The following is a 22,184-nucleotide window of genomic DNA, read 5'->3' as shown; positions in this document are numbered from 1 at the left end:
TGCGCCCATTCCGGGGCGATCGACCTTCCTTTGCCGCAGACTTCAGACCTTCGGCATGCCGCAATCGTTGAGGTTAATCCCGTCCCAAAGCATGACACCTTCCCGTTCAGGACCGATCCGCCATCGCCTCAATCTCATCTGGTGCCAGATGCTTGACGCTGTCCCAGACCCGCGACTTGCCAGGGTTCAGCAACCCCTTGGGATCCATGCGTTTCTTCCATGCAAGATGCTGGTAATCCGCGTTCTTCAACCCGCCGCCCTCAACGTGGTAGGAATGTGCATCCGCAACTGGAAACCCGGCCGCTTCGTAGGTGGCATCGATTTCGCGAAGCCTTTCCTCATCGGTAAACCAGATGATCGGCAGGTCAAAAGCGGTTACCTTCCCGTCTACCTTGGCAAACTCGTGATGCTGCCAGACATCATCGCCCAGCGCCTCTCCGATGGCGGCAATCGCGTCCGCATTCGCCGGATCGCTGACACCGATCTGCTGATAGGTCGCCGAGCGGTCGGCTTTCAGCACCTGCAGCGTGGTATGATTGTAAGAAAACTCAAAGACATGCGGGATGGACCTCGCCTCCCGCTCCGTCTCACTGAGCGCAAGATCGACATGTCCCCCTCGCTCTTCGATCAGACTGCGAAACCCTTCGACTTCCTTCTCGGGGACCATCGCGACCAGCAAATGCTTCCCCTCACGGATATGACCCTTAAGTCTCGGGAAATACTCAACAATCCGGGCATCGACCGTCGAACACAGCTTGCATCCTAGTTCTGCCGCGACAGCCAGATCATACCCGGCCGCATAGGTGTCGCGATAACTGTCAAACGTGGCCATGCAGCCGATCCAGTTCTGCGTCGGCACCGTGCGAAGCGTGACCTCGGTGATTGCGCCATTCAGCCCCCAGGCATGGTGGATCTGCAAAGCGTCCTCAGTATCAAAGACGCGCTCCTGCGGCATTTCCTCGACGGACAGGGCGCTGAGGCTGATGATATTGCCCTTTTCTCGCAGCGCCCCATTGGCAATTGAACCGATCCCGGCCGAGCCACCCGCGACGAAACCGCCGACGGTGGCAATATCCTGGGTCGAGGGGAACATGGCCATTTCCCATCCTTCGGGAATTAACGCCCGGTTGATATCCGCCATCAGCGCCCCGGCCTCGACCCGGACGAACCCCTCACCGATCTCCAGAATCCGGTTCATACCCGTCGTCTCGATGATCATCCCGCCCTGCAAAGGCACCGCCTGACCATAATTCCCCGTCCCGCCGCCGCGCAGGACCACGGGCAGGTCATTGGCGTAGGCCACAGCAAGGCAATGGCCGAGTTCGTCGCGGTTTTTTGGCCGCGCCACCAGATCGCCGAAACATTGTTTAAGCTGGGCATTCAGCAGCGGAGAATACCAGAAGAAATCCCGAGACCGCTTTTTGACCAGAACCGGTTCGTCGATAATTTCCACCGGAGCCAGTGCCTGCCCTATCTTTCCCCAGTCGATTTGGATGGACTTACCTGTCATCGCATCGAACTCCTTGTTTCGGACAAGGGACGCAACGCAGCCCCGGATATCAGATCACTCGTGTTGTTCGCATCGCAGATCAGCAGGTCTTCGACAGCGGCGCCATCGACTGTCAGGTCCGGCAACCCCATCCCCCGCCGGGCAGCCGTCGTAATCAGCGGCAGGTGAGAGCCAAGAGGCGGGTCGAGATGCGCCGCTACCACAGCCAGCGACAACACGTGGCGCGGATCGTGCCGCCCAACCGGACAAAAAGCATCGCGCACGTTATCCGCGCCAAGGGCAACGGTAACACCCCTCGCCCGCAATTCGTGCAGCCGCGTCAGGCCGCGCCGATCCGGCGTTCCCTGCCTCCTGTCCTGCAGGTAAAGGTTCGTCTGCGGCAGAACGGTAACCGCTATACCCGTCTCAGCCAGCTTGTCGGCGATCCGGGCAACGTCATTTTCGGCGTAATTCGCAAGCGAACAGGCATGTCCGCACAGGATCGATCCCTCGAAACCAACGGCAAGCGCCGCATCCGCAATCCGCTCCAACCCGTCAAGCTGCGGCTCCAGCCCTTCGTCCACATGAAAGTCGAGCTTCAGCCCAAGTCGTTCCGCCTCGCGAAACACGTTGCGCAATCCCGCGTCGCGCTCAGGCTGATCGAAGACGAATGCCCCCAACACGCCGCCGCGATGTGCAATCGCGCGCGCATAAGTCTTCGCATGGCCACTATCGGCAAGCGCGCCAATGTCGGTCAGGGCCGCGCATTCAAGTAGCAGATCGGCATCCTCGCCCAGCTCGTGCAACACGGCCCATGCAAGCGGCTCGACACTAGGGTCATCGTCATCGGACCAGTCCACATGCGTGCGCACGGCACCGCAGCCCGAGGCCAACAATTCATCGATCCCGCGCCCGGCGCGCGCCCGAAGATCCTCCTCCGTCCAGCCCGCCATATCGGCTTTCTGCGCCTTGATCGCCCCCTTGAGATTACCGCCGACATTCTCAAGCCGATGCACGCTGTGACATTTGTCCAAGTGGACATGCGGCTCGGTCAGACGCGGTAAGACAATCCGCTCGGCCTGTTCCGTCGCAAGTTCAAGCCCGACCGCTCGTCCCTCCTTCAGGACAAGATCGCCAGCGATGCAATCGTCCCGCCGCTCTCCGCCAAATTTGAGCGGATCGGATACGAGCGACGCAGGCACCAGAATTCCCGCGATCCGGTCTTCACCGTTTATCGCATTCATCATTGCGCCGACTTCCGATGATCGAACCGGGCAAATTCCGCAAGGAAATCAGCAAGGTTCCGGCCCGCACTCTCAAGCAGCGCCTCGCCTTTTTCCACCGTTGCCGCCGAGGCATTGCCACAGGCGCCCTCGGGGTGCAGATCCTGCGCCAGCCACCCCGGGTTGACCGGTTTGCCGACTAGACCGATACGGGGAAAATCCTCCTCCCACTCCTGTAAGTCGCTGCGAAAATCTGCGGCCTTGGCGATGTCGACACGGTCCGGGCGAATGGCCAGCATCATCGACGTCTCGCACTCCCCCGCATGGATATCCAGACTGTACGCGGCGGGATCGAAATGCGTTTCCCACTCGGCGAACCCGCCCCACGAACAGCTTGCCGCCATAAGGTTTTCCGTGCGTCGCAGGTCCCGAGCAGCGATCTGCAAAAGGGCGGCGTTCCCCCCGTGCCCGTTGAGAAACAAGAGCCGGTCAACCCCGGCCCGGGCCACGGAACGACCGATCTCGCGCAGCATCGCCAGCATGGTTTCCGCCGAATAGGTCAGTGTACCGGGAAAGGCATCGTGTTCGTCGCTCTTGCTGACCGTGAACGAGGGCAGCACCAGAACCGACTGCTCCGGTTTGATACAATCCAGCATCCGCGCCGCGATAGCACCGATGATATCGCTATCGACCGATAACGGCAGATGTGGCCCATGCTGTTCCGTCGCGCCCAGCGGCAACACGGCAATCGTATCCGAGGGTAAGGCGCGAAACGCCGACGAGGGCAAATCGCTCCAATAGCCCTGAACGCTCATGCCGCTCTACCGATGAAATCACATAGGAACCCACCGAACCATTCCCCCTGTCGTGCATCATGCAGCGCGATCAACCGGTCCTGTTCTTCCCTGCTCTGAACCCCGGGCTTTTCGTAAACCTCGGGCCACCGATCCTGCCAGCGCCGGAACCCGGCTTTTGTCACTTCCGGATGAAACTGAAACCCATAGGTGGTTTCTCCATAGCGATAGGCCTGGTTCTCATAATTCTCGCCCCGCGCCAGATGAACCGCGCCGTATGGAAGGTCAAACGTATGGAAATGCGACTGGCACACTCTCATCGGCGCGTCGAGAAAGCCAGCTCCCGCCTCGGTTGGGCTGATCTCGTAATAACCGAACTCGAAAACATCGTTGGCAGGCGCACCGGCCCATGCCCCAAGATGATGCGCAATCATCTGGGCGCCCTGACAGATGCCAAGCACCTTGATGCCCTTGGCCATACAGGCGTCAATCCAGCGGTATTCTTCGCGCAGGAACGGATGCCTGTCGGTTTCGTAAACATTGAAAGGTCCGCCGTAGATAATCGTGGCGGCCAGATCGTCTCCCGGCTCGCCAAGTTTGTCGCCGGCATAGGGATGCCGGGTATCTACGAAATATCCCGACCGCGTCAGCCACGCGGTCGCACGATCGTCTTTGGGTTCATTACCATGGCGTACAGACAGCACACGCTGGCCCATATCATCCTCCTCAGGAAGTAGGTTGCGTGGCCCTAGTGAAAAATCTGTGCCAGAGAGTAGGCAATAAATTCCAGAACCCGGCCAACCATTCAACCCCCAATTACCGGCAGGAGAACATCATCGCCATGAAAGCCCTGAATCCAGCTACTCTTGCGGCCCCGTTCGGCGCCTATTCCCATGGCACCGAAATCCCTGCCGGAAAACGCATCGTCCGTACCTCCGGCCAATTGGCCATACAAGAGGACGGGTTCATTCCCCATAGCGCCTATGATCAGGCAACTCTCTGCTTTCAATCGATCCGTGCCATTCTGACCGAGGCGGGAATGACAAACTCGGATGTCGCCCATATCTCTGCCTATGTGACCGACAGACAATTCATGGCGGATTACATGCGGGCCCGCGACGAATTCGTCGGGAGCGCGGCGCGTCTGCCAAGCTCGACACTTGTGATTGTCTCGGGCTTCACCCGTCCCGAATTCAAGGTCGAGGTCGAAGTTCTGGCCGCCGCCTGACGGCGGTTCTTTACGCGGCGACAAGGCAATGCGGCCTTCATGTACGATGAGCGGTAGGGATCGACAGCACACCGAACGCGGCTGAACAAGCCATTCAAATCATTCGGTGTTTCGTCGCGCCATCACGTTGCGATGCGTGATCCGCTGGCCCGTGTTCGCATCAGTCAGAACCGGCTCAAGAACCTCGCCCGTATCCCGCGACAAGAGCGTCATTGAACTCTTTTCCTCGGGCGGCACATGCTCCTCGGCCCAGGCCATGAGCGTCACCAGCACCGGGTAAAGCGCCTTGCCCTTTTCGGTCAGCCGGTATTCGTGCCGCAACGGGCGGTCCTGATAGGCTTCGCGCCTCAGCACCCCGTCTTCTTCCAACTTTCGCAAACGGTCCGCCAGCACGTGACGCGTGATGCCCAGACGCTCCTGCATCTGCTCGAACCGCCGCACCCCCAGAAAGCAATCCCGCAGGACAAGCATCGTCCATCGGTCGCCAATCACCGAAAGCCCGCGCGCTACGGGGCAAGATTCGCTTCTTAGATCATCCCACTTCATACGTCCTTCTAACGCATATTGACAGGTTCCAAAAGGGAACTTACTCATGAGTCAGTTCTAAAAAGGAACTTTATTGGCATATGTGGCACACCTGCCCTGCCAGAAGCACCTGAAAAGCATAGGGAAAACCCATGGCCTTACGAAAAACACGTACCTACGAATACTCAGAGGTCGGCTTCGATTCGCTTTCGGCGATGCGGCTCTCCGGCCTTGAATACATGCGCTCGATGGTGGCGGGTGAAATCGGTGCTCCGCCGTCCATCGGCGACACAATGGGCATGTCGATCCCGAAAGAACTCGACTACGGCTATGTCACATTCGAAGCCGAGCCCGGAGATTTTCTATTGAACCCAATGGGTTCGGTACACGGCGGCTTTGCGGCCACGTTGCTCGATTCCGCGCTCGGTGTCGCTGTGCATACCTCGCTGGATGCCGGTCTGGGGTTCACCACTGCCGAGCTAAAGGTCAATTACACCCGCGCCATCAAACCGAACGGGGGCAAACTGCAAGCCGAAGGTCGCCTGATCCATCGCGGCAGGCAGATGGCCACCGCCGAGGCACGCCTTACCGGTATCGAAGATGGCAAGCTCTATGCGCATGGCTCAGCCACCTGCTTCATCTTCCCGCTCCGACCCCAGAGCTGATCCCGTGACCATGCAGCACGCCGCCGAAGGCACAGCGCCGGGCCGCGCCCAGCTGGCCGAAACCGCCCGCGCCCTGCGCACCCGGCGCTTGCTCGAAGACCCCATCGGCCCGACGCTCGCGCGGCTCGCTGCGCCCAACGTGCTTGCGATGGTCGTACAGGCAGCGATGAGCATCGCCGAAGGCATTTTTGCCAGCCAGCTCGGCGTTTCCGCCCTCGCCGGCCTCGCGCTGGTTTTCCCGCTCGTCATGCTGACGCAGATGCTCTCGGCCGGTTCGATGGGCGGCGCAATCTCTTCCTCGATTGCCCGCGCCCTTGGTGCAGGTGACGTCAGCCGCGCCGCCGGTCTGACCGTCGCCGCGTGGATCATCGCAGCGCTCATCGCGCTGATGACGGCGCTGATCATGTGGCTCTTGGGAGCAATGATCTTTGGCATGCTCGGTGGCGGAAAAGATGCCATCGCCGCTGCGCTCGATTATGCCCGCGTCTTCTTTCCCGGCTGCATCGCGCTCTGGCTCTGCCATTCGACGCTCAGCGTCATTCGCGGTACCGGCAACATGGGAACACCCTCCCTTCTCCTGCTTCTTGTCTCGCTCGCGACCATTCCCCTCTCCGGCGGTCTGGCGCTTGGCTGGGGCCCCCTGCCCGCGCTCGGCATGTCCGGCCTCGCCCTTGGCATGACCCTCTCCTACGCCATCGGCGCGATTGTCGCGCTGCTTTACATCCTCACCGGTCACGCCGGTTTGCCACTGCGCCCCGCGCGGGTGAAAGGTGACTTTTTCTATGACATCCTTCGCGTCGGTATCATTGCCTCGGTCAACTCCTTCCTGACCGTTCTCACGATCATTCTCATGGTCGGCATGGTCGGTCGCTTCGGAGAAGCCGCCCTCGCCGGTTACGGCCTTGGCGCGCGGCTGGAATTCCTGATGATCCCGGTCGTCTTTGGCATCGGTGCGGCACTGACCGCGATGGTCGGCGCGAACATCGGTGCAGGCAACAAACCTCGCGCGCTGGCCGTCGCCTGGACCGGCTCCCTTGCCGCCGCAGCTATCGTCGGCGTTATCGGGCTGGTCGTCGCACTGTTCCCCGATCTCTGGCTCGGCATCTTCCTGTCCCCGTCCGAAACCGGAGCACTCGCAGCCGGACGCGCCTACTTTGGCTATGTCGCGCCCTTCTACGGCTTTTTCGGACTGGGCCTCGCCCTCTATTTCGCAAGCCAGGGCGCAGGCCGCATGGCCTGGCCTGTCATCGGCAGCCTCGCCCGGATCACCGTGGCATTCGGCGGTGCCATGCTGCTGGTGAACACGACCGACATGGGCGTGCGCGGGGTCTTTGCCGCCATAGGCGCCGGCATGGCCATTTACGGCGCTGTCATTGCCCTTGCCGTTTACCGCACCCGCTGGCGTTAAGTCGAATTACGACGCCAGCCGCTCGAACAAACGCGCCACGGCTTCGGCGCCCGGATCCACATGGCCCTCAAGCTGCTCGGCGCTGATGTAAGATGCCCGCCCGGCGTTGGCCCGGGTCATCGTGGCAGTGTGGTTGGCTCCTTCCCGCGCTGCCCGTGCCGCGCAGCCGATACCGCTGCCCAACTCGTCCAGCGCCGGTTTCAGCGCGTCGATCATCGTCCGGTCGCCCAGACGAGCCCCGCCGATCTGCTGCATCCGCTCCAGACCCGCCATAAGCGCATCCCGCATCGGCATCCCGGATGACGACGCATCGCCCACCGCAGCAAAGAAGATCGCCAGCAACACGCCCGACGAACCGCCCATGGTCTGACTCAGCTCCTGTTCGATCGCGCGATAAAGCTGCGTGTGATCGGCCAATGGCAGCGAATCCAGCGCGTCGATCAACGCCCGCGCCGCCCCCGCCAGAGTCGAGCCGGTATCCCCGTCACCCGACTTCGCATCCAGCGCATTCAGGTCGTCCTCGGCCTCGATCAGCACCTGGCAGCACTTGATAAGGAAAGCCTTGGTCGGTTCATGGGCCGAGGGCATCGCCTTGATCGGCGCGAGTCCATCGGGCAAAGGCAGCACGTTATCCGCGACAAGCTCCACCGTGCCCGGCCATGCCCGCACTCCGCAAGGCTCCCGCAGCAGTGCCAGATCCCTTTCGCCCGCTTCGAAAACCGTCAGGGAAAACCCGCGCATATCAAGCGAGGTCATCAACGCCGCCGGTCCCACCAGCCATTTGATACGCTCGCCGATGGCCGACCGCCGCAACTCCGCCGCCAGCACGGACATTTCGAGCACCGATACCGCGCCCAGATTATTCAGCAGCGCAACGCAGGGCTTGCCGGACATGACGGCGGACAGCTTGTCCACCATCGACCCCATCGCCTGCCGTGCGCCCTCGTATTCCAGATGCTCGACCCCGGCCTCGCCGTGAATACCCAGCCCAAGCTCGGCCATGCCCTCAGGGATACGTCCCTCCTTGGGCGAGCCGGGCACGGTGCAGGTATCAAGCGACATGCCGATGGAATAAATCCCCCCGATCACCCGTTCCGCCGCCTCGGCCACCTCGTCCAGCGACGCGCCCTGCTCGGCGGCCGCGCCCGCAACCTTGTGCACGAAAAGCGTTCCCGCAACGCCGCGTGCCTGCGGCAGGTCGGGCAACGCGATGTCATCATCCACCACGACCATCCGCACGTTCAGCCCGAACGCCCGTGCCCGCTCTGCGGCCAGCCCAAAATTCAACCGGTCGCCGGTATAATTCTTGACGATCAGCAGACAGCCCGCTGGCCCCGTCACCGCCAGTATTCCCGCCAGCACCGCATCAACCGAGGGCGAGGCGAACACGTCACCACAAACCGCCGCTGTCAGCATGCCCTGCCCGACGAATCCCGCATGGGCCGGTTCGTGCCCAGACCCGCCCCCCGACACCAGCGCCACCTTGGACTTGTCCCAGTCGCTGCGCACCACGACACGGATATGCGGGTAACCATCCAGGCGGGACAGCGCCCCGCCCGAAGCGGCAATGGCACCGTCAATCGCCTCGGTGACGATATCTTCCTTCTTGTTCATGAAATGGGTCATGTCGTGCTCCCTTACCCGAGCCTTGCGCCATCAGCGTCGAAAAACAGCGGTTTCTTCGGTTGGATGCGCACCACATCGCCTGAAACCAGCGGCGTATGCGCATCCGTCACGGTAATCAAATCGTGGTTCTGAAATTTCAGGTGCAGCCGGGTCTGATCGCCCAGATGCTCCACCCGCGTCACATGGCTTTCCTGCCCCTCGCCCTGCGCGATTTGTTCCGGACGCAACCCGATATAGGCAGCCCGGTCCGGCGCATGACCAAACAGGTCCGCAGGCAGCACATTGATGCGCGGCAGCCCCAGACGGCTTGCGGCATAGATGCTCACCGGGTCTTCGTAGATCTGCCGGGGCGTGCCGAACTGCACCAGCCGCCCGTGATCCAGCACGCCCACATGGGTCGCCATCGTCATCGCCTCGATCTGGTCATGGGTCACGTACAGCAGCGTTGCGCCGGAATGGGCCTGAATATTCTTCAACTCGACGCGCAGATCGGCACGCAGCTTGGCATCCAGCGAGCTCAGCGGCTCGTCCATCAGGTAGACCGACGGGTTGCGCACCAGCGCCCGGCCAATGGACACACGCTGCATCTCGCCGCCCGAAAGCTCCGTCGCCTTGTTCCCCAGCTTGTGCGAGATCTGCAGGATCTCTGCCACCTCGCCCACCTTTCGGTCGATCTGGTCCTGCGGGGTCCGCAGCACCGGAGATTTCAGCGGAAATTCAAGGTTTTCGCGCACGGTCAGATGCGGGTAAAGCGAATACTGCTGGAACACCATCGCCACATCCCGCTGCGCAGGCGTCAGCCCGGTCATGTCGCGCCCGTCAATCGAGATTTTGCCCCGGTCCGGCACGTCCAGCCCCGATACCATCCGCAGGGTTGTCGTCTTGCCCGCCCCGGTCGGGCCAAGCAGGACGACAAAAGAGCCGTCTGGCACGGTCATCGACACATCGTCGAGCGCAACATCCTCGCCGAACCGTTTCGAGATCCCGGATAAAACGACCTCAGCCATGGGCAAGCGCCTCCCTGTTCGAATCCGACACCAGCGCCCGGCCGGTGCCCGCATCAAAGATACTCAGCGTGCGCGCGTCGAACTCCAGCCCGGTCCGGTCGCCGACCCGCACCACCTCATGCGATGGCGTACGCGCCTTGACCCGGCCAAAGGCGGTGTCGAGCGTGATGATCTGCGTCGTGCCAAGGTATTCCGCCGCGACGATCTCACCACGATAAGGCGCCGCATCGCTCAACCGGACATGTTCGGGGCGCACCCCCAGCGTGAGATCCCCGCTCGCCCCGTCATGCTGGCGCGGCACCGCAAAGCCGCTGTCGCCCAGCATGACCTTTTCGGCACCGGCATCGACCCTGCCCTGAAAATCGAGGAAATTCATCGGCGGAGACCCGATGAACTCGGCCACGAACCGTGTCGCCGGCCAGTCGTAAATCTGCTGAGGCACACCAAACTGTTCCACAACCCCGTGGTTCATCACCACGATCTTGTCGCCCATCTGCATCGCTTCAAGCTGATCATGGGTCACGTAAACCGTCGTCGCGCCCATCCGGTCATGCAGGGCGCGCAATTCCTCGGCCATATGCTCGCGGAACTCGGCATCGAGCGCGCCCAGCGGCTCATCCATGAAAAACGCCTTGGGATTGCGCACGATGGCCCGGCCCAGCGCCACGCGCTGCCGATCCCCGCCCGACAACCCGCCAACCGGACGGTTCAGGATGTTTTCAATCCCAAGTATCCGCGCCACCTCAGCCACCTTCTGTTTGACCTCGGCGCGCGGCATCCCCTGGCTGATCAGCGGATAGCTGATATTCTTGCCCACGTTCATATGCGGGTAAAGCGCGAACATTTGGAAAACAAAGGCAATATCACGCTGGCTGGCCGGTTTCATCCCGACCTCCTCGCCATCGATATAGATCTCTCCCGAGGTTGGCAGTTCCAGCCCCGCCATCATCCGCAGCGTCGTCGTCTTGCCGCAGCCCGAGGGCCCGAGCAGCATGAAGAACTCGCCATCGGCGATGGTAAAACTCGAGGATTTGACCGCGTTGAACGCGCCGAAATCCTTGCGCAGGTTGCGGATCACGATCTCAGCCACGGGCGGGCTCCTTCTTTTTTGCGATAGGTCAGCGCATCGGCGATGCAGATCGCCAGCGCGTGCCGGTCGATATGTTCGCTGGCCGGAACCAGCACGGCACGGTTGCCTTCGAAGCCCAGCCGGTCGCCGAAACGATCGCGCCATGTTTCGACCAGCGAGGTCTGACAATGTACCAGCACCTTGCAGCCCTCACGCGATTTATCCGCCGTGATGCGCACGGCCGTACCGGATTTCCCAGGCAGGTAAGCGGGCTCGCCCCAGCGCAGGGTCTCCTCGGGTGCGGCCAGCCCCTCGGCCTCAGCCACGTCGAACACCAGCGCGCGCAACTCCCGCGCGCGGGCCTCAACCGGCGGGGCCATCGCCGCAAACACCGCATCGACGTCCTTGGGGGCAGCAGGCACAGCCATCCTGCTCACTCCGGGAAATGGCTGACGATGATGAACATCACCGTGCCCACCAGCGTGACGATAAAGGAATAGGTGAAGGCGACCAGGAAAAATGGCTGCATCAGCATCACCACGCCCAGCGCGATCAATACGCTTGCCAGCATCTCCCACGCGCCCCGACGAAAGCGAACCAGTCCGTTGAAAAAGCTGGTCATTTGCGCACCGCTCCAAATGTGATCCCGCGCAGCAGATGCTTGCGCAACAGGATGGTGAAGACCATGACCGGCACAAGGAAGATGGTCGCCCCGGCCGCCACTGCGGGCCAGTCCTTGCCCCCGACCCCGATAATCGTCGGGATGAACGGCGGCGCAGTCTGCGCGGTGCCGGATGTCAGCAACACCGCGAAGGCATATTCGTTCCAAGCGAAGATCAGACAGAAAATCGCGGTCGAGGCGATGCCGGTCGCCGCCTGCGGCAGCACCACTTTGTAAAAGGCCTGAAACCGCGTATAGCCGTCGATCAGCGCGGCCTCTTCGTACTCAACCGGAATCTCGTCGATAAATCCCTTCAGCAGCCACACCGACAGCGACAGATTCACCGCCGTATAAAGCAGGATCATTCCGAGATGCGTATCGTTCAGCCCGATCTGGCGGAACATCAGAAAGATCGGAATTGCCACTGCGATCGGCGGCATCATCCGCGTCGACAGGATAAAGAACAAAAGGTCGTCCTTCAGTGGCACCCGGAACCGGCTGAACGCATAGGCCGCTGCCGTGCCAAGGATCATGCAGAGCACCGTCGAGCCAAATCCGATGATCACCGAATTGAGAAACCGCTCGCCATAGCGCGACGGCCCGGCGATCACCATTCCCTGATCCCGCACCACTTTTTCGTACCATGTTGCCGGAGGCGGCAGCGCCGCGAAATCGTCCTCTGTCACCCGCGTGCGGGTCGTGAACAGGTTGACGTAGCCTTCAAGGCTCGGCTCGAAAACCACCTTGGGCGGATAGGCAATGGCATCGGCGGGCGACTTGAAACCGGTAGCGATAATCCATGCCAGCGGGAGGATGGTGATGATCGCATAGGCAACCACCATGACACCTGCAAACCACTTGGTGCCGCGCGACGGGTCGGTGACGGAAAAGCTCATCTCTCTTTCACCTTGTTCAGGGCTTTCACATAAATCGAGGCAAGGCCAAAGACGGTTACGAACAAGATCACCGCATAGGCCGACGAATAGCCGGTTCGCCAGCGCTCGAACGCCTCACGCTTGAGGTCGATGGAGGTCAGCGTGGTGGTATTGCCCGGCCCCCCGCCGGTCAGCTGCACAACCAGATCGAACATCTTGAAGTTCTCGATCCCCCGGAACAGCACCGCCAGCATCAGGAAGGGCAAAGCCATCGGAATGGTGATCGTCCAGAACTGCCGCCACTTGCTCGCACGGTCGCATTCCGCCGCCTCGTAGATGCTGTCCGGGATCGACCGCAGCCCCGCCAGACAGATCAGCATCACGAAAGGCGTCCACATCCATGTATCCGCGATGACAATGGCCCAGGGCGCAAGGTTCACATCGCCGATCATCGAAAATGACGCTGGATCGGCCCCGGTAAAAAAGGCGATCACGTAATTGAACAGCCCGATCTGCGGCTGGTAGAGGAAAGTCCAGAAGTTGCCGACCACCGCCGGGCTCAGCATCATCGGCAGCACAATCACCGTGGTCCAGAGGTCATTGCCCTTGAATTTCTTGTTGATCAGATAGGCCAGCGCAAAGCCGATGATGACCTGAAGCACGATGGTCCAGATCAGGAAATGCGCCGTCGCCTGCATTGTCGCCCAGATCCCGTCATCTGTCAGGATCCGTTCGTAATTGCGCAGACCCACCCATTCCACATCCCGGTTCGGCCGGTTCACCCGGTAATCGGTAAAGCTCAGCCGGATCGTCCAGATCAGCGGAAAGATATTCACCGCCAGCAACAGAAAGATCGACGGCGCCACAAATATCCAGGCGATGGCCCGGTCCGACAGCCCCTTGATCCGTCTGGCCACCGGTGCCGGAGTGGCGCGCGCGATTTTCTCCATCGGGGCATGGGTCATAAGACAAATCCTTCGCGACGGGCGCTAGGCATAACCCGCGTTTCCATCTGTTCCTGCATGTTCGGAAAGGTGCCCCCCGAAAGCGCATCCGCGACAGCGGGGGGCAGTAAAGTCGGACGATATGCCGTCCGACGGGGAGTCATTCAGATCTTGCCTTCATCTTCAAAGATGATGGTCCATTCCTCGACAAGTCCGTCCAGCGCCTCTTGCGCCGTGCCGTTACCGGCGATCACGTAGTCATGGATCTTTTCCTGCATCGCCAGCAGCAGATCGGCATAGGCCGGTTCAGCCCAGAAATCCTTTACGATTGCCATGCTATCAAGGAAGGTCTGCGCATAGGGCTGGCTCGAGGCAAAGCCCGGATCTTCGACCACGGCCTTCAGCGCCGAATAACCGCCAAGCTCCCACCAGCGGGCCTGAATCTCAGGCTGGGCGAACCACTTGATGTATTCCAGCGCCGCATCCTGTTTCGAGGAATAGGACACTACCGAAATCCCCTGCCCGCCAAGCTGGGCATACTGGCCCGCCGGACCTGCCGGGTTCGGGAAATAACCCGACTTGCCACCGCCCACGTTCGGATCGGCCTCCACGCCCGGCCAGATAAAGGCAAAGTTCATCTGAAGCGCGACCTGACCGGATTTATAGGCGTCGATATTCTCGCCCATGTACCAGTTCGACGATCCCGGTGGGGTGCCGACATCGTAAAGCGCCTTATAGAACTCAAGCCCTTCAACCGCGCCTTCCGAGTTCACGTAGCCTTCGAGATCATAGGGCTGATCCGGGTTTTCGTACTGGAAACCATAGTTATACAGCACGTTGGTCACACCCATCGTGATCCCTTCCGAGCCGCGCTCGGTATAGATCGCCGCGCCGTAAACCGTGTTGCCGTCGATCTCGCGCCCCTGAAAGAACTCCGCGATGTCCTTCAGCTCTTCCAGCGTGGCCGGTACACCCAGATCGCGACCGTATTTCTCCTTGAACTCGGCCTGCAGCTCGGGCTTCTCGAACCAGTCCTTGCGATAGGTCCAGCCCACCACGTCGCCGAACGCGGGCAGCGCCCAGTAATTCGGCGACCCCTTGGGCCATTCCGAATAGCCGGTCACCGTCGCTGGGATAAAGTCATCCATGGTAATGCCTTCGGCTTCGAAAAAGTCGTTCAGCTTGACGTAATGGCCGCTCTCGGCGCCACCGCCGATCCACTGGCTGTCCCCGATCATCAGATCGCAAAGCTGCCCGCCCGAATTCAGCTCGTTCAGCATCCGGTCCGCAAAGTTAGGCCAAGGCACGAATTCAAAGCTCATGTTATGGCCGGACTTCTCTTCGAAATCCTTGCTCAGCTCGACCAGCGCGTTCGCCGGATCCCACGCCGCCCAGCAAAGGGTAAGGTCTTCTGCGTTTGCCGCCCCCGACAGGCCTGCCGTCACCAAGGCACCCGACGCGACGGTGGTCATGAATTTCTTATTCATTGAATGATTCCTCCCTGAAACATCGCTGCCGCCGCCTCCCTTGCGACTCACCGATGTAATATTTGTTAGTAAGGCACGTGCCTCAAAGCAACAAAATTTTGATGCACGTGCCTCAAAACCGTGTATAAAAAATCCCAAGCATTCTGCGAGACTGAACTAAACCGGCCCTCAAGAGTTTGTAATTCATGCAAAAATCCTTGCGCCCCTCGACGCCGAACATGGCCCGGCCGACGACTAAGGACCTGGCCCGCGTCGCCGGAGTCAGCCGCGCGACGGTCGACCGGGTCCTGAACGGGCGCGAGGGCGTAAAGTCCGAAACCGTGGAAAAAGTCACCGCCGCGATCCGCGAACTCGGCTTTGTACGCAACATCTCTGCCGCCAACCTCGCCAAGAGCAAAAGCTATCGCTTCATCTTCGTGCTGCCCCGCTCGGGCGACCAGTTTCTCGACGAAATTCTGCGCCACATTCACGAGGCGGGCGAGGTCTTTGCCTCGGACATGATCTGGGCCGAGGTGCAGCCCATCGACGAAAACGACCCGCACCAGATCGCCGCTTTTCTCGCCAGCCTGTCGCCCGGCGATGTGGACGGGGTCGCCATCATGGCCCCGGAAACGCCGCAGCTGCGCGATGCGATGACGCGGCTGGCCGAGCGCGGCGTCTGCGCCCTGCCCTTCATCTCGAACCAGGCTTTGTCAGGCGACAACCTCGTGGGCATCGACAACCGTGCTGCAGGCAAAACCGCCGCGACGCTCATGGGCCGTTTCATTCACGCACCGCGCGGGCAGATCCTCGTCATCGCCGAAAGCATGCAGTCGCGCGACAGTCTCGAAAGGCGGCTCGGCTTCGATCAGGTCATCAACCACAGCTTTCCGCATCTTACCACCCTGCCCTCGCTGGAAACCTACGGCTCGGCAGAACGGGCAGAGCGGGTCATCACCGCCGCAACGCAACGCAACCCCGATATTGTCGGCGTCTACGTGATGTCGTCCGAGGCGCGCATCCCGCTCGAAGTGCTAGAACGGACCGACCTGCCGCAGCAGATCGTCTCCATCGCCCATGAGCGCACGCCTTTCACGGAAAATGCCCTGCGCAACGGCAGCATCGACGCGCTGATCACCCAAGACCCGGGCCATCTGGTCCGCAGCGCGATCCGTCGGCTCCGCGCGCTGTCGGACAACCTCACCACCTCGACCTCGCAAGAGAAAATCCGCATCGAGGTGCTGATCGCCACCAATATCTGAACCGGGCCTATTCGGCTGGTTCGTAATCGTCCAGCGGCACCGGCTCATAGGACGGCTCGGCCAGCCCGGACAGGGACGCCGTGGCGCGATAGGCCAGCCCGGTCGCCCGATCCTCGGCAAAATAGACCAATTTATCCCCATTATGCCGCGGCGTGGCAATCGCGTCGAAATCCGGCACCCCGAAATCGCTCAGACGCATCACGCCCTCGCGCCATGGCTGCGATGGATCCTCGCTTTCAAGCTGCGCGCGATACCGTTCGGCAAATTCGGCAGGGTCCTCGATCAACTCGTAATCACTGCCCCGGGCAAAGTTATTGACATGCCGTGCAAGTTCCGTTGCCGCGTCCGGCTCCAGTAGTTCCGGCACCTCGGCGACAAGCGCATCAATTGATCCGAAAGACGCCTCGCCCAGATAGGCAGTACGCTCGCCATCCTCATTCCGACTTGGAACAATCTCTGTAAGGTCAGTCATTTACGGGTTCCTCTTGTCTACCTTGTACCACTCGTCGGTCATCCAGTCATCCGCTTCGCTAAAGTTCTCCAGTCGGCCGCTCGGCATCCACTTTTCACAAAGCTTCGCCGTACCGTTTACAGGATCACCGATGATGACAAGATACCGCACCACGTCGCCACCATTCCAGTTGGTATCCGCGATAACGAACTGCGGTGTTTCCACGGCATTCAAAATCGCGCCATCCAGTCTCCTGCGTTTTTCCTTGTCGACCGAGGCCTGAATTTTGTCCCGCTTCTCTTGCTCTTCTGCGGGGGTCGGCTGAGGATTCAGCGGCGCCTTCCATTGGTTAAACTCTTCCTGAACCCGCATCGCCAAAGCGGCGTTAACCTTTGTCTGAACGTACTGCTCAAATCGGCGCGGCGTCATGTCAGCCGCGGGCATTTCGTTTTCAAGAACATCCCTCAACGCCAGTCGCTCTGCATCCGACTTTGCATGCCGTATTAAGCCGGTGACGATTTCTTCGAACGGGGCGGCAAGGGCTGCGGCACTCATCGGTGCCGCCGCCAGCGCCTGCGCTGGATCCAATAGCTCACGCTGCAGATTTGCCGCCAGATTGGCCGGCCCGCCTTCACGCAGTGGCGCGGTCGATGGGTGACCCGGCAAGGAATTGAACAAATGGCGTCCCCGCGTCGCTATCGCAATTTTTTCAGCCGGATCGGCCGGATCGGTCGAGGGCGCGAAACTTCCGATGAAATTCTCCATGAGCTTCGCAGGCCGGTCGAAGGGCGGAACCGCATTTATTTCAGTCTGGCTAAGCACAAATGCCATCTCAACTGGCTCATCGAGCACCGCCGTCGATGAAGTTGAATCGCCGCCAGATGGCAGGTCCCATGGCTCCGCACCATCGATCTTGATCGCACCGGCAAAGCGCGGATCGTCGACCAGTTTTGCCACGTCCCCGCGACTGGTGAAAAAGGAGGTATCGCCGCTCTTGATCGTCTTGTGAACGATATCCTTTACCACGCCCCTGTAGTCGTCGATGTTCGCCACCGGCTGTCCAGTGGCCTTGTTGAACAGAACATACCTGCCCTGGCTCGACGATCCATCGGTTGCATCCCCGACCAAGACCTCGGGATCATAGCGGAACTCAAAGGCGTCAGTAATCGCGGTCTTGAGCCGCGCCGTCGCGGCACCGCGTTTCTTGCCCGATTTCACCTTTTCGCCCAGCAGCTTGGCGATCTCGTCAGCCGAATTCTCCAGCTCCCGGTGCTTGCCTTTGCGATCAATCCGGGCCGCTGCGGTCGCAACCGTGTATTCGAAACTGCGGGTCAGCGCGTTTTGATTGTTCGGCACATTCTTGACAGCAGGCACCGGATCGCCAGTTTTGGGCCGAAGAACCCCGTCGACTGCAAGATCGCGGAAATGCTTCATCGTTCCCAGCGGGTCTTTGTCGCGCATCCTGATCGCGGGTGCGGTCGCGAAACAGGATCCGACCGGACCCTGATAGATCGGTGTCAGCATTGCAGCTACGATAGCCTCGCGGAAGTCTGCGGTCGTCAGTTCCCCGCGTTGCTTGCCGGTATCCTTGGCCACCAGACCGCGGCCACCGCCGATAACCGGTGCCTCGACATCGTCGAGCAACTGCTGCGCTTCGGGGTTATTCTCCAGAAAATCCAGCGTCTTGAGCATATGCTCGGCAAGAACCGGCGTCTGTTTATCAACCTGATGGTAGTTGAACAACGTATCGTAAACGGCCACCCGCGCCGCCTCAATGTTAAGCTTGCCGTCCGGCCCTAGCAACACCTTCCCGACGTATCGCGCCCTTTTCGTCGTCAGTTCGTCACGGTTGTTGATGCCGTTCAGGTTGGGAATATCCTGCACCATGTAAGCGTGCGTGGTGTACCGTTCGATAATGTCCTGCGGCACCGGGTATTGGCCGGCCGTCTGAACCAGCTTGCGCGCGTACCACGCAGCCGCATCGGCATTGAGTTGCGGGTTTCCGTTCCGATCCGCAAATCCCGAGTCGACGCCATCACAGGCCAGTCTGGCCGTATCGACAATCTCTTTGTACCTGGTCCCGCTGGCCAAGGCGCCCAGCATCGCTTGTCCGACACTTGGGTTTCGTTTGATAACCGCGAAAGCGTCCGCAAGCAATTCCGGCGGAAATGGCGGTTTCTTGTCCGCCGAGAACGTATTTGACAGAACAGCCTGCAAGATCGGCCGCTTAAGGTCGATAATCTCAAGTTTTTCCTTCGTGGAAACAACCAATTGCTGCGCCGTCGTCGCATCGGTCTGTTTTGTGCCATCGTCTGGATGATCGGCCGCGTCCTGCACCTTGGCGTCGCGATCCGCGCGCGCATCTCTCAGATCGTCGATGGTCTGCAAAAGCTCAGCCGCAGAGCAATCCCCCGCATATCTTTGATCCAGAGCCGCGATCGCATCTATCGCATCGGAAAACGCATCGACATTCTTCGACCCCAGGCTCGCGAAAGCCTCTTTCTGCGCATCGGAAATATTCAGGTGCTGAACGTCCTGCAGATGAAGCGGACCCTCGACGGCTCCGATGTCCCTCTTCAGCTGGTCCAATTGGGTTCTGATCGTGGGAACTTGGCCGTTCAGCCGCGTAATCTCAGCCATGTCAAAGTTATCAAGCGCAGCCTTCATCTTTGGGATGTCGGTTTCGACAAGAGTAAAATCCACGGACAACTCTAGCCATTCGGGGGCCTGCTTGGCTTCCAGATTTTCCAGCCGGCGGCTGACCAGAACCAGCTCGGTTGCCAGCGCTGCGTGCACCGCCTGAAGCTCGCGTATGATCACCCCGCGCGCGTCGGAATCTTGCTGAACTTGCTGGATCTTGCCGGGAAAATTCAGCAGCAGGACACGGGCGCGATCCAGATCGGCAGCCGACGGGAAAACTGGCCGCAGCAAGTTGCCAAGGTCGGTCCGGTCCGCGTTCAACATATCCAGTTCGGCCTGGATGGCATACTGTGGGTTGGGGGGCAGAGCATCCAGAAGTTCGACCAGCTGCTCCCGGTTCTCCTTGCGTCTCAACGCCTCCTGCTCAAGGGCAAGGGCATCTTGCAGCGCGTCTTTCGCAACGCGCATCGCTTGTTCGGGATCGTTGGCGGCAATCAAAGCCTGCGCCGCCGTCACCTTGGCAGCGATGGGTCCGGTCGGGGAATTGGTTCCCTCATACTCGTCAAGGATACGCGTCACCTTGGCGAGTTCGGCCTCTGCCTCCCTCCCCTTTCGCGCGCGGGTTTCAGCCTTTTGCGTGGTGTGAAGAATATAGCGATCAATGAAGTACCGCCTTCTGTCACTCAAATCACCGGCCATACTGAAACCTCGCTGCGCAACCAGACATGACCGCCAGAAATACGGCCAATACCACCCCTCGGGGCATACCCCCGGGACGATTGATCCATACACGGTTACATCCCGCCGTTGTCACCAGCGTTGTAATGACAGCCGGCTCTGGCCAATCTAGCGTTGTATTTTTGTAATACCTTGATTTATATTAAAAGATTTCATCCAATCAGGCGCCGCCTGCGCCGATGCTCAACCCGTTTCGTCGGCAACGCCGTTGCGCAGAACACCGATTCCCTCTGCCTCGACCTCGATGGTATCGCCGGGCTTCAGCCAGATCGGCGGGTCGAACCGCGCCCCCGCCCCGGTTGGCGTGCCGCAGACGATAACATCGCCGGGCACCAATGTGGTGAAGGTCGATATGTAATTGATAATATAGCGAAAATCATAGATCATCCGCCCTGTGCGATCCTCTTGCCGGACCTCGCCATTCACCCGTGTGACCAGCGCAATGTCGTCAAGCTGATCGGCCGAGCGGAACGGCACCAGCCACGGCCCCATCGCTCCCGACCGATCCCAGTTCTTGCCCTGCGTGACGTTGAACTTGGCATGACGCACCCAGTCGCGGATCGTGCCTTCGTTGCACAGCGTCAGCGCCGCGATGTGGTCATAGGCATTCTCGCGTGCAATCCGCCGCCCGCCCTTGCCGATGACAATTGTCACCTCGCCCTCGTAATCAAGCTGCTCCGATTCCGGCGGGCGGATCAGGTCCTCACCATGCCCGACGAAAGAGCGCGGAAAACGTATGAACATCGACGGCTTCGTCGGCGCCACCTGCCCGTCCTTGTACTCGGCATTCCGGTCGGGAAAATTCACCCCGATGCACATGATTTTTTCCGGGTTCGCAATCGGAATGAGATAGCGAATATCCGAAAGCGCAAATTCCACGGAACGCCCCTCCGCCGTGCTCAGCAGTTCTTCGAGCGCTCCCGCCTCGACCACCTCTTTCAGCCCCGGATAGCGCGCGCCGAATTCACCCGTCAGATCGACAATGCCTTCATCTCGCAAAACGCCGTAACGGTCCGCCCCCTCGGTGTGAAAGGCGATGATGCGGGCGGGGATCGGTTTACTCACGTGCTCTCTCCTCAGGGGGCAATGATCGGGCTGGCCTTGAGCCCGCTGGCATAGGGTTCAACCCCTTCAAAGACCGACCCGTTTTCAAACCAGGACCTCGGCGCCGGCGCGCCCCAAAGCGTCTGGCGCTGGGGATCCTTCAGGTCCCAGCGGATCGGCTCAAGATCCGAATCGACCGTTTGATAATCCGAGCAATAGATCTCGATCCGGTGCCCGTCGGGGTCGAGGATATAAAGGAAAAACGCGTTGGAAATACCGTGCCGCCCCGGCCCGCGCTCGATATTGGCCACATAGCCGGTCGTCGCCATCAGATCGAGCAGGTCAATGATGTTCAACGGGGTCGGCACCCAGAACGCCGTGTGATGCAGGCGCGGCCCCGTGCCGTTGGTAAAGGCCATGTCATGCACCCCGCCCTTGCGGTGGGTCCACGCCGCCCAAAGCCGTCCGCTTTCCTCATCCTCGGTATATTCCGTCACCCGGAACCCAAGCTCACCGTAAAAGGCCACTGCCTTGTCCACATCTGGCGAGAAACAGTTGAAATGGTCGATCCTCAGCGGCTTCACCCCGTGATACAGCGCGTATTTCTGGTGGATCGGGGCCAGCCGGTCCATCTTGAAATAGAACTCGATGGGCGTGCCGAAACAATCCACTGTCGCCAGCGTCCGGCCCTGATAAGGGCGCTCGACCCAGTCGACCGCGTGCCCTCGGTCGCGAAACCATGTCTCTGCCAGATCAAGCTGCGCATCGTCGAACACCTTGAAAGACAGCGCCTTGATCAGGCTGCTCGAAGCCTTGCGCAGGATCAGGCAATGATGCCCCCGCTCTTCGAGTGCCCGCAGATAGATCGCTTCGTCATTCTCATCCGTAACCTGGAGCCCCAGCGTATCGACGTAAAAAGCGCGGCTCGCGGCAAGGTTGGTGACGCCGAATTCCACATGACTCAGGCGGATGATGTTGAACGGCGGATAAAGCGTCGGTGACGGTATTGGCATGGTTTACTCCCCCTCGGTCTTAAGCGCGGCGCCGGTCTCTTCCCTGCGCCGTCCCG

General features: G+C 60.5%; 21 protein-coding genes. 4 read left to right on the top strand and 17 right to left on the bottom strand.

The features are described 5' to 3' along the window. Positions 1–106: 106 nt before the first annotated feature. Genes MF268_RS05835 through MF268_RS05820 form a run of 4 tightly spaced genes read right to left on the bottom strand, consistent with a single transcriptional unit; the run spans position 107 to position 4,222 of the window. A complete protein-coding gene (locus MF268_RS05835; protein ID WP_238369954.1) occupies positions 107–1,510 on the bottom strand; it encodes an FAD-binding oxidoreductase in 1,404 nt (467 codons plus the stop codon). Next, positions 1,507–2,736 (bottom strand): amidohydrolase family protein, encoded by a 1,230-nt coding sequence (locus MF268_RS05830; protein ID WP_238369953.1) that lies wholly within the window; start codon positions 2,734–2,736, stop codon positions 1,507–1,509. Before MF268_RS05830 ends, MF268_RS05835 begins: the two co-directional genes overlap by 4 nt. Beyond that, a complete protein-coding gene (locus tag MF268_RS05825; RefSeq protein ID WP_238369952.1) occupies positions 2,733–3,527 on the bottom strand; it encodes a creatininase family protein in 795 nt (264 codons plus the stop codon). The genes MF268_RS05830 and MF268_RS05825 overlap by 4 nt, the downstream gene beginning before the upstream one ends. Continuing rightward, positions 3,524–4,222, bottom strand: coding sequence for a glutamine amidotransferase-related protein (locus MF268_RS05820; protein WP_238369951.1), 699 nt, complete (start codon positions 4,220–4,222; stop codon positions 3,524–3,526). The genes MF268_RS05825 and MF268_RS05820 overlap by 4 nt, the downstream gene beginning before the upstream one ends. Before the next feature lie 125 nt (positions 4,223–4,347). Here MF268_RS05820 and MF268_RS05815 point away from each other — a divergent pair, with 125 nt between their 5' ends. After that, on the top strand, positions 4,348–4,734 hold the full coding sequence (locus tag MF268_RS05815) for a RidA family protein (RefSeq protein WP_238369950.1): 387 nt from the start codon (positions 4,348–4,350) through the stop codon (positions 4,732–4,734). 99 nt (positions 4,735–4,833) lie between these two features. On the opposite strand, the gene MF268_RS05810 is transcribed toward MF268_RS05815, so the two are convergent. Further along, positions 4,834–5,280: a winged helix-turn-helix transcriptional regulator gene (locus MF268_RS05810; RefSeq protein WP_238369949.1), complete on the bottom strand. Its 447-nt coding sequence runs from the start codon at positions 5,278–5,280 to the stop codon at positions 4,834–4,836. A 131-nt stretch (positions 5,281–5,411) separates the two neighbouring features. Here MF268_RS05810 and MF268_RS05805 point away from each other — a divergent pair, with 131 nt between their 5' ends. Beyond that, a complete protein-coding gene (locus MF268_RS05805) occupies positions 5,412–5,924 on the top strand; it encodes a PaaI family thioesterase (protein ID WP_238369948.1) in 513 nt (170 codons plus the stop codon). 10 nt (positions 5,925–5,934) lie between these two features. Then, the gene (locus tag MF268_RS05800; RefSeq protein ID WP_238370214.1) at positions 5,935–7,332 is read left to right on the top strand and encodes an MATE family efflux transporter; all 1,398 of its coding nucleotides are present in this window, start codon (positions 5,935–5,937) and stop codon (positions 7,330–7,332) included. A gap of 6 nt (positions 7,333–7,338) precedes the next feature. On the opposite strand, the gene MF268_RS05795 is transcribed toward MF268_RS05800, so the two are convergent. From MF268_RS05795 to MF268_RS05760, 8 genes are all read right to left on the bottom strand, one after another. Then, entirely contained in the window at positions 7,339–8,958 is a 1,620-nt protein-coding gene (locus tag MF268_RS05795; RefSeq protein ID WP_238369947.1) for a dihydroxyacetone kinase subunit DhaK, read from the bottom strand. 11 nt (positions 8,959–8,969) lie between these two features. Beyond that, positions 8,970–9,965, bottom strand: coding sequence for an ABC transporter ATP-binding protein (locus tag MF268_RS05790; RefSeq protein ID WP_238369946.1), 996 nt, complete (start codon positions 9,963–9,965; stop codon positions 8,970–8,972). Beyond that, complete coding sequence (locus MF268_RS05785; protein WP_238369945.1) at positions 9,958–11,055, bottom strand: ABC transporter ATP-binding protein; 1,098 nt, start codon at positions 11,053–11,055, stop codon at positions 9,958–9,960. Before MF268_RS05785 ends, MF268_RS05790 begins: the two co-directional genes overlap by 8 nt. Beyond that, positions 11,040–11,462, bottom strand: coding sequence for a DUF1801 domain-containing protein (locus MF268_RS05780; RefSeq protein WP_238369944.1), 423 nt, complete (start codon positions 11,460–11,462; stop codon positions 11,040–11,042). The genes MF268_RS05785 and MF268_RS05780 overlap by 16 nt, the downstream gene beginning before the upstream one ends. 5 nt (positions 11,463–11,467) lie before the next feature. Further along, a complete protein-coding gene (locus MF268_RS05775) occupies positions 11,468–11,656 on the bottom strand; it encodes a hypothetical protein (RefSeq protein WP_238369943.1) in 189 nt (62 codons plus the stop codon). Continuing rightward, the gene (locus tag MF268_RS05770; RefSeq protein WP_238369942.1) at positions 11,653–12,591 is read right to left on the bottom strand and encodes a carbohydrate ABC transporter permease; all 939 of its coding nucleotides are present in this window, start codon (positions 12,589–12,591) and stop codon (positions 11,653–11,655) included. Before MF268_RS05770 ends, MF268_RS05775 begins: the two co-directional genes overlap by 4 nt. After that, on the bottom strand, positions 12,588–13,535 hold the full coding sequence (locus tag MF268_RS05765; protein ID WP_238369941.1) for a carbohydrate ABC transporter permease: 948 nt from the start codon (positions 13,533–13,535) through the stop codon (positions 12,588–12,590). Before MF268_RS05765 ends, MF268_RS05770 begins: the two co-directional genes overlap by 4 nt. A 143-nt stretch (positions 13,536–13,678) precedes the next feature. After that, on the bottom strand, positions 13,679–15,001 hold the full coding sequence (locus MF268_RS05760; RefSeq protein WP_238369940.1) for an ABC transporter substrate-binding protein: 1,323 nt from the start codon (positions 14,999–15,001) through the stop codon (positions 13,679–13,681). Between the two features lie 185 nt (positions 15,002–15,186). On the opposite strand from MF268_RS05760, the gene MF268_RS05755 reads away from it, so the two are divergent. Next, positions 15,187–16,242 (top strand): LacI family DNA-binding transcriptional regulator, encoded by a 1,056-nt coding sequence (locus MF268_RS05755; protein ID WP_238369939.1) that lies wholly within the window; start codon positions 15,187–15,189, stop codon positions 16,240–16,242. Between the two features lie 7 nt (positions 16,243–16,249). On the opposite strand, the gene MF268_RS05750 is transcribed toward MF268_RS05755, so the two are convergent. The 4 genes from MF268_RS05750 to hpaD form a co-directional block, all read right to left on the bottom strand. After that, positions 16,250–16,714 (bottom strand): hypothetical protein, encoded by a 465-nt coding sequence (locus MF268_RS05750; protein ID WP_238369938.1) that lies wholly within the window; start codon positions 16,712–16,714, stop codon positions 16,250–16,252. Continuing rightward, positions 16,715–20,020 (bottom strand): coiled-coil domain-containing protein, encoded by a 3,306-nt coding sequence (locus tag MF268_RS05745; protein ID WP_238369937.1) that lies wholly within the window; start codon positions 20,018–20,020, stop codon positions 16,715–16,717. It abuts the gene before it with no gap. A gap of 234 nt (positions 20,021–20,254) precedes the next feature. Then, positions 20,255–21,136 carry a fumarylacetoacetate hydrolase family protein gene (locus MF268_RS05740; RefSeq protein WP_238369936.1) on the bottom strand — a complete coding sequence of 294 codons (882 nt, stop codon included), beginning with the start codon at positions 21,134–21,136 and terminating at the stop codon, positions 20,255–20,257. Between the two features lie 11 nt (positions 21,137–21,147). Beyond that, positions 21,148–22,128 (bottom strand): 3,4-dihydroxyphenylacetate 2,3-dioxygenase, encoded by a 981-nt coding sequence (gene hpaD / locus MF268_RS05735; RefSeq protein ID WP_238369935.1) that lies wholly within the window; start codon positions 22,126–22,128, stop codon positions 21,148–21,150. Between the last annotated feature and the right edge of the window lie 56 nt (positions 22,129–22,184).

It is taken from the genome of Heliomarina baculiformis (genome assembly GCF_019966545.1).
In the GTDB taxonomy this organism is placed as follows: Bacteria; Pseudomonadota; Alphaproteobacteria; order Rhodobacterales; family Rhodobacteraceae; genus Heliomarina; species Heliomarina baculiformis.
Note: the sequence above shows the minus strand (reverse complement) of the source record. Positions and strands in the feature narration are given on the sequence as shown.

What these genes read in the sequence shown, in the direction of transcription:
- MF268_RS05835 (WP_238369954.1), bottom strand. Translation starts at nt 1,510, where the DNA reads ATGACAGGTAAGTCCATCCAAATCGACTGGGGAAAGATAGGGCAGGCA.
- MF268_RS05830 (WP_238369953.1), bottom strand. Translation starts at nt 2,736, where the DNA reads ATGATGAATGCGATAAACGGTGAAGACCGGATCGCGGGAATTCTGGTG.
- MF268_RS05825 (WP_238369952.1), bottom strand. Translation starts at nt 3,527, where the DNA reads ATGAGCGTTCAGGGCTATTGGAGCGATTTGCCCTCGTCGGCGTTTCGC.
- MF268_RS05820 (WP_238369951.1), bottom strand. Translation starts at nt 4,222, where the DNA reads ATGGGCCAGCGTGTGCTGTCTGTACGCCATGGTAATGAACCCAAAGAC.
- MF268_RS05815 (WP_238369950.1), top strand. Translation starts at nt 4,348, where the DNA reads ATGAAAGCCCTGAATCCAGCTACTCTTGCGGCCCCGTTCGGCGCCTAT.
- MF268_RS05810 (WP_238369949.1), bottom strand. Translation starts at nt 5,280, where the DNA reads ATGAAGTGGGATGATCTAAGAAGCGAATCTTGCCCCGTAGCGCGCGGG.
- MF268_RS05805 (WP_238369948.1), top strand. Translation starts at nt 5,412, where the DNA reads ATGGCCTTACGAAAAACACGTACCTACGAATACTCAGAGGTCGGCTTC.
- MF268_RS05800 (WP_238370214.1), top strand. Translation starts at nt 5,935, where the DNA reads ATGCAGCACGCCGCCGAAGGCACAGCGCCGGGCCGCGCCCAGCTGGCC.
- MF268_RS05795 (WP_238369947.1), bottom strand. Translation starts at nt 8,958, where the DNA reads ATGACCCATTTCATGAACAAGAAGGAAGATATCGTCACCGAGGCGATT.
- MF268_RS05790 (WP_238369946.1), bottom strand. Translation starts at nt 9,965, where the DNA reads ATGGCTGAGGTCGTTTTATCCGGGATCTCGAAACGGTTCGGCGAGGAT.
- MF268_RS05780 (WP_238369944.1), bottom strand. Translation starts at nt 11,462, where the DNA reads ATGGCTGTGCCTGCTGCCCCCAAGGACGTCGATGCGGTGTTTGCGGCG.
- MF268_RS05775 (WP_238369943.1), bottom strand. Translation starts at nt 11,656, where the DNA reads ATGACCAGCTTTTTCAACGGACTGGTTCGCTTTCGTCGGGGCGCGTGG.
- MF268_RS05770 (WP_238369942.1), bottom strand. Translation starts at nt 12,591, where the DNA reads ATGAGCTTTTCCGTCACCGACCCGTCGCGCGGCACCAAGTGGTTTGCA.
- MF268_RS05765 (WP_238369941.1), bottom strand. Translation starts at nt 13,535, where the DNA reads ATGACCCATGCCCCGATGGAGAAAATCGCGCGCGCCACTCCGGCACCG.
- MF268_RS05760 (WP_238369940.1), bottom strand. Translation starts at nt 15,001, where the DNA reads ATGAATAAGAAATTCATGACCACCGTCGCGTCGGGTGCCTTGGTGACG.
- MF268_RS05755 (WP_238369939.1), top strand. Translation starts at nt 15,187, where the DNA reads ATGCAAAAATCCTTGCGCCCCTCGACGCCGAACATGGCCCGGCCGACG.
- MF268_RS05750 (WP_238369938.1), bottom strand. Translation starts at nt 16,714, where the DNA reads ATGACTGACCTTACAGAGATTGTTCCAAGTCGGAATGAGGATGGCGAG.
- hpaD (WP_238369935.1), bottom strand. Translation starts at nt 22,128, where the DNA reads ATGCCAATACCGTCACCGACGCTTTATCCGCCGTTCAACATCATCCGC.